Origin of the sequence: Bifidobacterium intestinale, from assembly GCF_023656765.1 — a bacterium.
Taxonomy (GTDB): domain Bacteria; phylum Actinomycetota; class Actinomycetes; order Actinomycetales; family Bifidobacteriaceae; genus Bifidobacterium; species Bifidobacterium hominis.
In genome coordinates this window covers 204823-217003 of record NZ_JAMOKR010000004.1, presented here as the reverse complement: position 1 = coordinate 217003, position 12181 = coordinate 204823, and the positions used below count along the sequence as shown (strand labels likewise).

The window sequence follows — 12181 nt, the reverse complement described above, 5'->3', positions numbered from 1 at the left end:
CTATTTTGACAGTGACTGGTTGAGGGAACGATTAACGAAGGAGTTATATGCAACGACATCGCAACTCAATTGAATATGAGGTATCAGGCAGATATGCGTTGTTCTCGGAAGCGGCAACACGTGTTGGGGGTGAGAAATTTTCGTATCAGGTGCCAACGTACCAAGCTTTGAAAGGCATTACGGAAAGCATCTATTGGAAGCCAACTTTTATGTGGGTTATTGACGCTGTTCGTGTGATGAACAGAGTTCAGACTGAAGGAAAGGGAATTCGACCCATCAAAATGAGCGGTGGCAATGATCTTTCGTACTACACATATCTCAAAGACGTGCGTTATCAGGTTTTGGCTCATTTCGAATGGAATGATCAGCGTGAAGATCTTGTCACTGACCGCGATGAAAACAAACATCATAATATCGCCTTGAGATCCGTTCAGAAAGGCGGTCGCCGAGACATATTCTTGGGGACGCGCGAGTGCCAGGGATATGTGGAACCATGTGAGTTCGGATCTGGCGAAGGGTTTTATGACGGTTATGGCGAGTGGAATATGGGATACATGTTCCATGGATTCACGTATCCGGATGAAAACGAGGACCACGATTTTATCGCCCGATTCTGGTCGCCTGTTATGTCCGACGGCATCATCGAATTTGAGCGTCCGGAATCCACGAAATTGGATGGACGAATTATCAGGAAAAACCAGAGTGTTAAGGAATTCGCTTTGGGGAGCAATCTGCAGCCGGTGGGAGAGGAGTGAGTGATGAGCCTGTCGAACAATCTGTTGCTTATCAACGAATCTGTGCACAACGCCGCCGGAAAAATTCCGAGAAGTGGCGACGGTTCTACGCTTGACATTAGGAAAGCCTTGATTCCTCCGGGGCATACGACACTTCCGACACTATTGACGCTAGGGGTAAACGGGAATGGTGAGATACTACGGCTTCTGAGGGAAAAACAAACGATTGTCATCCCGTGCACAGAAAGTTCCATGGGACGCACCATCAAGCCGGTACCGCATCCTCTGTTTGATCAGCTCCAATATCTCGACTTGCATTTCGACAAGGAGAAAACCTCCATGTATTTGGAGCAGCTTGCCGCCTGGAAAGGCGACAACGTCAAACTCAATGCCATCTATCGATGCGTCTCGGAACACAGCATCAGCGAAGAAGCCGCTCGATTCAATGTGGAAATAACCGAAAAAGACCGGAAAGCAGGTGTTTGCTTCGAAGTTGAAATTGGGCTGCAAAACTCAGATGTCTCGAACGATCCCAATATACAGGCGCAATGGATTTCTTATTTGTACCATGATCGACAGAAAAAAGGGAAGGATATGTTCGGAGAGGACCTATATGCTCCGATATTGAACTTCCCTAAGAAAATTGTCAGCGTAAATGGCAACGCCAAACTGTTATCGGCAAACGATTCAACGAATTTCACCTATCGAGGGCGCTTCGCATCCAAAGAGGAGGCTTTGCAAGTCGATGGTGAAACATCGCAGAAGATACATTCGACGATGCAATGGTTGGTCAATAATCATGGAACGATTACCGATACCCAGGCCATAGTCATCTGCTCGGTGAAAAACCCCAACGAAAAGCCGAAGCTTGACCCTCAGGAAGGTTCTTATGATTTTGGCTCTTTGTTCTCATCGGATGTGGAAGAGCCGGAAGCTCCCCGCAACGATATTGCAGATGCGCTGACCGCAACAAACTTTCAATACGCACAAGTCTTTTCGAAGGTACTGCGCGGATATGGCAATGCTAACAAACTCAAAAAGCATGCCGACCCAATGATGATTGTCATTCTGGATGCGGCGACATCAGGGCGTTTGAGCGTTACATATTATCGTGAACTTTCAAAAGACGAATATGTCGAAAGTATCCTGCGGTGGCATGTTGATGCGGCATGGCCGTTGAAAATGTACGACAAAGAAAAAAAGAAGTTTGTCGCATATGAAGGTGCGCCACCATTTGCCGACATCATCAGCTGCACATATGACGTGTCAGACAGAAGCAGCAAAGCCTATAAACGTTTTGCGAAAAACACGAAAAAGCAGCTTATAGAATGCATGTTCGGAGGAGAATCGCTTCCCCGCTCCATATTGGACGCCACATACCACAGAGTCACTAAACCTATGGGATATGACGCTCCAGGAGCATGGCTAAGAGATTTTGAAATCGCATGCAGCCTATGGAAAAAACATTACATTGACGACGCGAGGAAGCAAAACAAACAGGAGGACACGATATCCATGTACCTTGAACCAACACGAAATGACCGCGACTACTTATACGGAAGATTGCTGGCACTCGCGGACCGCTTTGAAAACGGTGTCCTGTACAAGCAAGGAATCAGTGACACCCGTCCGACCAATGCCGTTAAGCTCATGAGCAATTTCGTCGCAAAGCCGTTTACAACATGGGGAACGCTGTGGAAGCAACTGATGCCGTATCTGAAATCGGCGAATGGTGCGCCTTGGTTCCAGAACAGCGTGGATGAGGTCATGGCGCTTTTCAAGGAAGGAGACTTCGAAGATAACCGTGCACTTTCACCGCTCTTTCTGCTTGGTTATTCATGCCAGCGAAGGGAGTCTATGCGTAAAGCGCAAGAAGCATCCCAGAAGAGCAAAGAAAACTAGTGTTTAGTTTTTGAAGTTATCGACGTTGATTATCAAAGAAAAAGTTAAGGAGTCATATCATGGCAGCTTTGGAAAACAAGATTGATTTCGCAGTCGTTTTTGCGTCTAATAATGCCAATCCTAACGGTGATCCGTTGAATGGCAATCGTCCACGAACCACATCGGAGGGGCTGGGCGAGGTTTCTGACGTTGCACTGAAAAGGAAGATTCGCAATCGCCTGCAAGATGCTGGTGAAACGATTTTCGTGCAGTCCGATGACCGTTCCGATGACGGCGCAAAATCATTGTCGGACCGTTTCAACACATATTTGAAAACCTTGCCGAAAGAAGAGCAGAAGCAGAAGAACCTGGTGTTCCAGAAAGTGTGCGAACAGTGGCTTGACGTACGTGCGTTCGGACAAGTATTCGCATTCAAAAAAGCTAAGGATGTTGACGAAGTTTCCTTGGGCGTGCGCGGTCCGGTTTCCATTCAGGCTGCATTCTCGGTTGAACCCATCGCCATTGACGACGTACAGATCACTAAGTCAGTGAACAGTGAAACCACGGACACCGGTAAGAAATCCTCCGATACCATGGGAATGAAATACCGTGTTTCCGGCCGTGCGGTGTATGCGACGTATGGCAGCATCAGCCCACAGCTTGCCGAAAAAACCGGGTTTACTGCAGAAGACGCCGAAAAAATCAAGGAAGCTCTCGTCACGTTGTTTGAGAATGATGAAAGTTCGGCTCGTCCCGCGGGGTCCATGGAAGTGTTGGACGTTGTGTGGTTCACGCACAACAGCAAGTCAGGGCAATACTCTTCCGCCAAAGTTCATCGTTCCGTTTCCGTTAATGTGGACGGAACGGTGGCAGTGAATGGATCTTCTATTCCAGACTTGCGGTACGAAGTGATTGAAGGACGCTGAAGCGTTTGGAATTGAGAGAGTAAGGGGTGTTGCATGAAAGGGCCAGAAGGATATCCGGAAGAAGATTGGCTGGCCCTTTCGGGCATCCAGCATTTCTCATTCTGCAAACGACAGTGGGCTCTTATCCATATCGAACAGCTGTGGTCAGAGAATTATTTGACCACAGCTGGGCATCTGGAACATGAACGCGCCCACGATTATGCGGCTTCTGAATCTCGCGGCGATACGCTGATCATGCGGGATTTGAGAGTCTATTCGCGAGCGCTCGGCATAACTGGAGCCTGTGATGTTGTGGAATTCCATAAGTCTAATGATGGTGTTCCGCTTCACGGAAGAGATGGATTGTGGTTGCCATATCCGATTGAATACAAACACGGCAAATCCAAAACGATTGATGCTGATCGTTTACAGCTATGCGCGGAAGCGATGTGCTTGGAAGAAATGCTCGCGTGTGATATTCCTGAAGGTGCTTTGTTCTATCGGCAGACAAAACGTCGTGAGCGGGTAAAATTGGACGAAGATCTTCGCAACATGGTCGAAGCTGACTTCTTGCAAATGCATGATCTTTTCTCCCGCGAATGGACTCCTAAAGTGAAACAGACCAGATCGTGTTCGTCATGTTCTCTACGGGATTTGTGCCTGCCTGAATTACGGAAGGTGAAATCGGCAAAAGCATATATCGAAGAACGGCTCAAGGAAAGCGGGGAGTGATGAAGCAGCTGTTAAACACGCTGTTTGTGATGACGGAAGATGCCTATCTTGCTTTGGAGAACGACAATGTTGTGATTCATCAGAATGACAAAACCTTGGCGAAAGTGCCGTTACGGTCAATTGAGGGAATCATGTGTTTCTCGTATAAGGGTGCTTCGCCTGCTCTTATGGGGCGCTGTGGCAAACTGGGTGTTTCTATGGCATTCTATTCACCGAGAGGCCATTATTACTGTTCCGTGTTAGGGGAGGAGAATCGTAATGTGCTACTTCGTCGTGAACAATTTCGAGCCGCGGATGACGAACAAAAATCTTTGTGTTACGCGAAATCTTTCATTGTTGGAAAACTTTACAATGCGAAATGGGTACTCGAACGCACGAAACGTGATCATGCTTTGCGGGTGAATATCGATCGACTTGCCGAGCAGAGCGGCAAATTGTCTGTGGCATTGTTAGAAGCTCGGAAAAGCTTGACGGTTGATGAGTTGAGGGGTGTCGAAGGGCTTGCTGCCAAAGAATATTTCTACGCTTTTGACGATTTGGTTCTGAAGAATAAAGATGATTTCTTTTTCACCAGTAGGTCGAGGAGGCCTCCGCTGGACAGACTAAATGCGTTGTTGTCTTTTTGCTACTCCATATTGACGAATGATTGCATTGCGGCTTTGCAAGGCGTGGGGTTGGATCCGTATGTTGGTTTTATGCATACGGATCGGCCTGGGAGAGCCTCTCTGGCATTGGATCTGGTTGAAGAGTTTCGCCCGGTGTTGGCTGACCGCTTTGTGCTGACATTGATTAATACAGGCGCTGTTAAGCCGGGGGATTTTGAAATACGGGAGAATGGTGGTGTGCTGCTGTCTGATTCCGGGCGGAAGAAAGTGCTTACGGCGTGGCAGAAAAAGAAGAGCGATCAGATTCTTCATCCGTTCCTGCAAGAAAAAATTTCATGGGGGTTGGTTCCGTATGTGCAAGCGCTGCTGCTAGCTCGATCGTTGCGGGGTGATCTTGATGATTACCCGCCATTTATGTGGAAGTAAAAGGTGCGTAGCTGTGTGTGGCGGTATGCGATGATTCGTGGTGATACGTTATTGGAGGTGAAAAACCATGATGGTTGTAGTTGCGTACGATGTGAGTACGGAAACCCCTGAGGGGAAGCGTCGTCTTCGTTTGGTGGCGAAGACATGCATGAAATACGGACAGCGTGTGCAGAACAGTGTTTTCGAATGCTCGGTGAGTCCTTCCGATTATCTGGTGTTGGTGCATGATTTGCTGAAGATTGCCAATGCCGATGAGGACAGCCTGTGCTTTTATAAACTTGGCGCTCGATATGCGGATAGGATTGAGCATTATGGACGTGAACGGAGTTTGCCGGTTAATGATGTGATGATGATATAGCACAGGTAAAATGGCATGGTGCCATAATGATATGGTGTGGGGTGTGCTGGGTTGAGTGTTTGAGCGTGTCGTCCGGTATTCAGAGTGTGTTTTCTAGCCAGCAGTATTGTGTTTTCGGCAAGGTGGCCGGTCTTGGAATGGTGTTTGTGCGAAGTGGAAGCGCTCATGATAAGGGACGTCTTTCGCACCTGAAAAACTATCGAAATCCGAATTGTGATTTTCGTGGGGCGTTTGAAAACTAAATAATGGACATTAAAATGAGACAGAAAGCCAGTTGCTCGTTTTAGACATGTTGTTCGTCGTCTCGGCGGTGTTGTTTGATATGCTTAAAGCTAGGCAGCTGGCTTGCGTCTCAAAAAGCGGACAAAAATGTCCAGCTGCACAGTCGCTCTCCTCACGGAGAGCGTGGATTGAAATAATGTGAGCAAACACTGATGGCAGTAGGTGTTAGTGTCGCTCTCCTCACGGAGAGCGTGGATTGAAATATACGTCTGCTGAACATCCAGAGGGCTATCCGATGGTCGCTCTCCTCACGGAGAGCGTGGATTGAAATGCCGACTCGGCGACCTGCCTGACGGAATCCAAGTCGGTCGCTCTCCTCACGGAGAGCGTGGATTGAAATGGGTTGGAGTCCGGCAACCTGACTGCAGACCAGTCGCTCTCCTCACGGAGAGCGTGGATTGAAATGCTCATGCCCGAGGCTTCGGCCTGTCGGATGATCGTCGCTCTCCTCACGGAGAGCGTGGATTGAAATCTTGACCTGCTTGACGGCACGCCGACCATCGTGGGTCGCTCTCCTCACGGAGAGCGTGGATTGAAATTGGTTCAGTTGGTCGACAGCCTGGTCTGCAGTCAGGTCGCTCTCCTCACGGAGAGCGTGGATTGAAATATCGAACCCCCGACCGTGGAATGGCCGTCATGGGGTCGCTCTCCTCACGGAGAGCGTGGATTGAAATTCGGTTCTGGCTCAAGGTGTCTGTAATCGGGTAGTCGCTCTCCTCACGGAGAGCGTGGATTGAAATTAGGTCTTGACCTCTCAAGCGCTCACCAACCGGTCGCTCTCCTCACGGAGAGCGTGGATTGAAATTTGGCATGCGTGGTGCATTCCGGATAGGTTTTTTCGAGTCGCTCTCCTCACGGAGAGCGTGGATTGAAATAATTTCCGGCGCATCCGGATCATCGATGGTCAGGTCGCTCTCCTCACGGAGAGCGTGGATTGAAATTTGTTTTTATCGGTCTGGCCATACGCCTGCATCGTCGCTCTCCTCACGGAGAGCGTGGATTGAAATAGGATGATGTCGCCCTCGGTCTCGTAGACTCCGGTCGCTCTCCTCACGGAGAGCGTGGATTGAAATTTGGATGCATCATCGTAGGCCTTTGATTCCTCTTGTCGCTCTCCTCACGGAGAGCGTGGATTGAAATCGGTGTGGTCTGGTTTGCGGCCATGACGGCTTCAAGTCGCTCTCCTCACGGAGAGCGTGGATTGAAATTCCGATGAGGCACGTTCCGTCGCTTGCGGCCACGTCGCTCTCCTCACGGAGAGCGTGGATTGAAATGGATTGCGTGTTTGATTGCGCGTGGGGGTCTGGTGAGTCGCTCTCCTCACGGAGAGCGTGGATTGAAATATGCAGCAGGATGACGCTCTGTTCGAAGCATGGGTCGCTCTCCTCACGGAGAGCGTGGATTGAAATCTGCACATACCCCAATACGGTGAGCGTGTCCCGAGTCGCTCTCCTCACGGAGAGCGTGGATTGAAATGCATTGCACTGAATCCCAACTGCCATTACCGATATGTCGCTCTCCTCACGGAGAGCGTGGATTGAAATATCCGGAAGGATGCTGATTTTGGCGAGGCTGAGTTGTCGCTCTCCTCACGGAGAGCGTGGATTGAAATCGCTGGCGTGAAGTCCGCGAGGGTGATGTCTTGGTCGCTCTCCTCACGGAGAGCGTGGATTGAAATATAGTCTAAATCTACGAATTTGCATAGATTAAAAGTCGCTCTCCTCACGGAGAGCGTGGATTGAAATTTTTAATAAAGGCCTCTAGCCGATTTTTGCATCGAGTCGCTCTCCTCACGGAGAGCGTGGATTGAAATAAGATCTTCCAACGTCTTATTAATACGCTCGAACTGTCGCTCTCCTCACGGAGAGCGTGGATTGAAATGACAGCCTGCTGCGCGACCTGTGCCCGACGCAAGTCGCTCTCCTCACGGAGAGCGTGGATTGAAATATGACATGAAGGCCACTCAGAAGGCATTGCAGGAGGTCGCTCTCCTCACGGAGAGCGTGGATTGAAATTCGACGGAGCCAAATCGGTCGGCAAGTCCAGTGGAAGTCGCTCTCCTCACGGAGAGCGTGGATTGAAATTGAGTCTCATCGGCGGTCACCCGCCTTGAGGTCGTCGCTCTCCTCACGGAGAGCGTGGATTGAAATATCCAGCGAAGCAAAGGAAATTTTTTAGCCGTTTGTCGCTCTCCTCACGGAGAGCGTGGATTGAAATATCGATATACGGAGGGAGGTTAATCCATTTGAACGTCGCTCTCCTCACGGAGAGCGTGGATTGAAATGTAGGCTCACCCCGTTGGAATGCGAGCGGCTCCAGTCGCTCTCCTCACGGAGAGCGTGGATTGAAATTCGACATCGGTGCGGAACAGGCGGACCGGTGAAGTCGCTCTCCTCACGGAGAGCGTGGATTGAAATCACAATGCCGTTGGCAAGATTTTCCACCGTCAACGTCGCTCTCCTCACGGAGAGCGTGGATTGAAATGCCTTTCCAATCGCGCACGATGCGCGTGAAGGCGGTCGCTCTCCTCACGGAGAGCGTGGATTGAAATTTCCTGTTCGCTCCGAACCTCACGATTTTCAGGTGTCGCTCTCCTCACGGAGAGCGTGGATTGAAATGGCCTGCCGGATGATCGCGTCACGAGCATCCTGTCGCTCTCCTCACGGAGAGCGTGGATTGAAATTTCGCAGCCGCCTGCTCGGCGGCGTAACCGCTTTGTCGCTCTCCTCACGGAGAGCGTGGATTGAAATATCGCCATGCAATCATCCGACTACCTCGCTGTCGGGTCGCTCTCCTCACGGAGAGCGTGGATTGAAATGATGAGACTGATTCCGCCGACCGTGCAGACGAACAGTCGCTCTCCTCATGGAGAGCGTGGATTGAAATGTCATGCGTATGCCGGTTTGGATGTGGATGTTGATAGTCACTCCCCGCCAGGGGAGTGTGGATTGAAATAGCATCGAACCGGTGGAAGAAGAAACCAAGTAAGTCACTCCCCGCAAGGGGAGTGTGGATTGAAATCACGAATGCGACGAAGTACGATCATCCACAAACTCGTCACTCCCGCAAGGGGAGTGTGGATTGAAATGACCTGCACGGTGCCGACCTGTATCATGCCGACGTCACTCCCCGCAAGGGGAGTGTGGATTGAAATTATACGAAATACGCGGATGTGGATGCCGAACTGGTCACTCCCCGCAAGGGGAGTGTGGATTGAAATTTTTGGACCGTTTGGTCAAGCGAAGCGTGACCGGGTCGCTCTCCTCACGGAGAGCGTGGATTGAAACGACGTTGACCATTGGGTTATATTCCATGCTATGCCGGCCACGGCTAAGTTTTTGCGTGAAGTTACCGAGTAGGAGGTGTGTTGTGATTAGTGATGCCGAGTTTGATCGTTGGGGCGAAGCCGCCGAACGTGGCGATTACGGTGGAAGTAAGGGACCCGTGATACATGGTCCTATTTTCCCAGTGGACGCCGATTATCCCGATAGTGTCTCGTTGGGTGTTTCCGCGGACATGTTGGCGTTGGTTGACGCGAAAGCTAGGCGGTTGGGCGTTGGGCGTGATGACGTGATACGCCATGCGATAGCGCGCGATCTCGTTGACGCTTGAGCATTGTCCCGGTTGCTTTTGGCTGCCGGGATTTTGTTTACTTGAACATGTTTGTCGGGGTTCCCGCCTGATGAAAATACCCCAAGAGTGTTCCGCACTCTTGGGGTATTGCTTAAAGCAAACTGATTTATAAGCTTTCTCGTTCTAACGTGGGGCGTTCACCGTCATGCTGCCGTTGGTTGAAGGAAACACTGAATATGTGGCGAAGTTTACAGCAATCCATCCGCATGCAACGCACCATACATGCGGTCCAAACAATCCACAAGCAGCGGATAGGGCATTGCCACGTTCACACGCACGCATCCGACACCGGTCTCGCCGCATGAGCGTCCATCTGTTAGCGCCACTTGCGCTTTCTCAAGGAAGTATGTGGCTGGGTCTTCGATGCCAAGCGGACCAAAATCAAGCCATGCGATATACGTGCCTTGAGGTTTGATATAGCCGATTCCGGCGAACCGCTCACGCATCTGCTCATCGAACAGGGCAATATTCCTACGCACGTAGGCGAACGCGTCCTGGAACCACGGGTCACCTTCGTTATATGCGGCGGTGGTAGCGATCGCGCCGATGGTGGCGGTCTGATGTTCGCTCCACTCCGCCTTGACTGCCCACATGTCACGGTCGGCCGGATTGGTGAGCAGCACCTGCGCGCATTTCGTGCCCGGAATGTTGAACGACTTCGACGCGCTGGTAGCGGTCATTGACTGCAATGCAGCCTGCTCGCTGATGGTGGGGAATGGAATATGCTTGCCTTCGAACACAAACGGAGCATGGATCTCATCATTGAAAATGCGCACATCGTACTGCGCTGCCAAATCGCTTAGGCGCAGCTCTTCCTCCAGAGTAAGCACTTTGCCGATCGGATTATGAGGATTGCAAAGCACGAACGCATGGCATCCGGCCGCAAACGCGCGTTCAATGGCGTCGAAATCGAACAGCCATTGCGCTTCGCCGGTTTTGGCATCGCCGCTTTGCAGCATTTCGATTTCGATCACGTTGACGTCATATAGTTTCGGCACACTCAGAAACGGCATGTAAGCCGGCGTTGGCACGATTACGCTATTACCAGCGCCTACCAGTTCGCGCAGGAAAATCTCGTACGCTTCAAGCACGTCGGGAACCACGCGAATGATACTGGGGTCCACATTCCACCCGTAATGCGAGCGCTGCCAGTCTGCACAGGCTTCTGCCACGCGCTGTTTCCATGGTCCGGGAATGTAGCCGAGCTTGCAATGATCGCAGGCATTGTCGATGGCTTTCTGAATGCATGGGGCTAGGCCGTAGTCCATTTCGGCGATGAATGCGCCGATGCAGCCGGGGTAGCGTGTCCACTTGTCGGAGCCAACTTCGGCGAGGTCGGCTGCGGTGGTGTGGTCGATGGCGTCGGCGTCAAAGCCGGAACCGGTACGATGCTTCATTTCCGTGATTTCTTCCATGGTTCCAGCATGCCGTACCGTTGGTTGCGGGAATAGTGTGTTCTTGTGTTGAATACGAAGACTGTTATGAAGTTTTCTTATATCAGATGCTTTTGCTATTCAATTATTAATCTGATCATGTCGATGCTGAAAAATACAAGAAACATTCGCTCGCATCAGCATTCCGCTATCAGGGAATCAGAAGCGAATCAGATGCTTTCCAAATACTGATGTGACGCCTTTTCGATTTCGTCTTTGACGCGGGCCACTGACGGTCGGTCGTCAGCTTTTCTTGTGACGAAACAGACGGTACGGAATGCGTTGTTGTCGGCAATCGGCAGTGCGGCCAGGTTGGACTGCATTCCAGCGGTTGTGGCTAAACGGGATACGATCGAGACGCCCATGCCGACTTCCACAAGATTCTGCGTTGCCCAAAAATCATCGGTCGAATGCGTGATTTCCGGTGTGAAACCGGCGGCATGCGCCAACGACACCAGATTCGCCTGACAGGTCTCACAGCCGGCGATCCACTGTTCGGTGCGTGCCGAAACCAGCTGGACCGGCAGATGCGAGCTTTCATATTGGCGTGCGATCGTGTTGTTCGCGCCGATCAGCAGCATCAGCGGATCGATACCGAAGGGGGAGACTTCCAGATCGTCCGGACCGGTCAACGCGGGCAGTGAATTGTATTGGAAGATGATCGCGCAATCAGCGAGACCCTGTTCCAACGCCTCCATGGCTTCGGGGGGTTCCATCTGCATGAGGCTTACGCGAATGTCGGATGTTTTGCTGATATGCACGAGCACGCGCGCCACGAACGACGAGCATACCGATGGGGGAGCGACCAGGCGAATATGCGTCGATCCGTTGCGCTGGTATTCCTCCACATCTTTGACTGCTTGGGTGACGCGATTGTAGATGAGCTGCCCATGACGTGCCAAAATACGGCCGATCGGCGTCAGCTCCACGCCATGCGACGTGCGCTGCACGAGTTTTGCGTCAAGTTCGCGTTCGACCTTGCGGATCTGCTGGCTGATGGTCGGTTGTGACCAGCCGGTTTCGCGCGCGACCGCGGAGAACGAGCCCAAACGTTCTACGTTCCACAAGGTCACCAGAATCTGCGGATTCAAGGTTTTCGCACTGAATCCTGCGGCGTTCGCGGTGATGCCGACGTCGGGATTCGTATTGGCGTTTTCGTGCGTGTTGCTATCGGCTGGCGTGTTCATGAGGT

Annotated in this window: 9 protein-coding genes and 1 CRISPR repeat array; of the genes, 7 read left to right on the top strand and 2 right to left on the bottom strand. The window is 51.2% G+C overall.

Translation table 11 applies throughout. From position 1 onward, the window contains the following. The first annotated feature begins 47 nt into the window (after nucleotides 1–47). The 7 genes from cas5c to NBH13_RS06830 all read left to right on the top strand — a co-directional run bounded on the left by cas5c (nucleotide 48) and on the right by NBH13_RS06830 (nucleotide 9535). Nucleotides 48–755, top strand: coding sequence for a type I-C CRISPR-associated protein Cas5c (gene cas5c / locus NBH13_RS06860; protein WP_144166023.1), 708 nt, complete (start codon nucleotides 48–50; stop codon nucleotides 753–755). Between the two features lie 3 nt (nucleotides 756–758). Next, nucleotides 759–2636: a type I-C CRISPR-associated protein Cas8c/Csd1 gene (locus NBH13_RS06855; RefSeq protein WP_250779361.1), complete on the top strand. Its 1878-nt coding sequence runs from the start codon at nucleotides 759–761 to the stop codon at nucleotides 2634–2636. A 59-nt stretch (nucleotides 2637–2695) separates the two neighbouring features. After that, a complete protein-coding gene (gene cas7c / locus NBH13_RS06850) occupies nucleotides 2696–3541 on the top strand; it encodes a type I-C CRISPR-associated protein Cas7/Csd2 (protein WP_004220812.1) in 846 nt (281 codons plus the stop codon). Nucleotides 3542–3574: 33 nt separating this feature from the next. Further along, nucleotides 3575–4252, top strand: coding sequence for a CRISPR-associated protein Cas4 (gene cas4 / locus NBH13_RS06845; protein WP_144166025.1), 678 nt, complete (start codon nucleotides 3575–3577; stop codon nucleotides 4250–4252). Further along, a complete protein-coding gene (gene cas1c, locus NBH13_RS06840; protein ID WP_144171460.1) occupies nucleotides 4252–5283 on the top strand; it encodes a type I-C CRISPR-associated endonuclease Cas1c in 1032 nt (343 codons plus the stop codon). The genes cas4 and cas1c overlap by 1 nt, the downstream gene beginning before the upstream one ends. 67 nt (nucleotides 5284–5350) lie before the next feature. Then, a complete protein-coding gene (gene cas2 / locus NBH13_RS06835; protein ID WP_144166027.1) occupies nucleotides 5351–5641 on the top strand; it encodes a CRISPR-associated endonuclease Cas2 in 291 nt (96 codons plus the stop codon). A gap of 384 nt (nucleotides 5642–6025) precedes the next feature. After that, nucleotides 6026–8809: direct repeats of the CRISPR family, unit length 33 nt; unit sequence GTCGCTCTCCTCACGGAGAGCGTGGATTGAAAT. A gap of 483 nt (nucleotides 8810–9292) precedes the next feature. Then, the gene (locus NBH13_RS06830; protein ID WP_250779359.1) at nucleotides 9293–9535 is read left to right on the top strand and encodes a ribbon-helix-helix protein, CopG family; all 243 of its coding nucleotides are present in this window, start codon (nucleotides 9293–9295) and stop codon (nucleotides 9533–9535) included. A gap of 209 nt (nucleotides 9536–9744) precedes the next feature. On the opposite strand, the gene NBH13_RS06825 is transcribed toward NBH13_RS06830, so the two are convergent. Together NBH13_RS06825 and NBH13_RS06820 are read right to left on the bottom strand one after the other, a co-directional pair. Continuing rightward, nucleotides 9745–10971: a MalY/PatB family protein gene (locus NBH13_RS06825; RefSeq protein WP_250779358.1), complete on the bottom strand. Its 1227-nt coding sequence runs from the start codon at nucleotides 10969–10971 to the stop codon at nucleotides 9745–9747. A gap of 188 nt (nucleotides 10972–11159) precedes the next feature. Continuing rightward, nucleotides 11160–12176: a LysR family transcriptional regulator gene (locus NBH13_RS06820; protein WP_250779356.1), complete on the bottom strand. Its 1017-nt coding sequence runs from the start codon at nucleotides 12174–12176 to the stop codon at nucleotides 11160–11162. Between the last annotated feature and the right edge of the window lie 5 nt (nucleotides 12177–12181).

Bases quoted from the DNA above. Each gene is read 5' to 3' on its own strand.
- NBH13_RS06820 (WP_250779356.1), bottom strand. From the start codon at position 12,176: ATGAACACGCCAGCCGATAGCAACACGCACGAAAACGCCAATACGAAT.
- cas5c (WP_144166023.1), top strand. From the start codon at position 48: ATGCAACGACATCGCAACTCAATTGAATATGAGGTATCAGGCAGATAT.
- NBH13_RS06855 (WP_250779361.1), top strand. From the start codon at position 759: ATGAGCCTGTCGAACAATCTGTTGCTTATCAACGAATCTGTGCACAAC.
- cas4 (WP_144166025.1), top strand. From the start codon at position 3,575: ATGAAAGGGCCAGAAGGATATCCGGAAGAAGATTGGCTGGCCCTTTCG.
- cas1c (WP_144171460.1), top strand. From the start codon at position 4,252: ATGAAGCAGCTGTTAAACACGCTGTTTGTGATGACGGAAGATGCCTAT.
- NBH13_RS06825 (WP_250779358.1), bottom strand. From the start codon at position 10,971: ATGGAAGAAATCACGGAAATGAAGCATCGTACCGGTTCCGGCTTTGAC.
- cas2 (WP_144166027.1), top strand. From the start codon at position 5,351: ATGATGGTTGTAGTTGCGTACGATGTGAGTACGGAAACCCCTGAGGGG.
- cas7c (WP_004220812.1), top strand. From the start codon at position 2,696: ATGGCAGCTTTGGAAAACAAGATTGATTTCGCAGTCGTTTTTGCGTCT.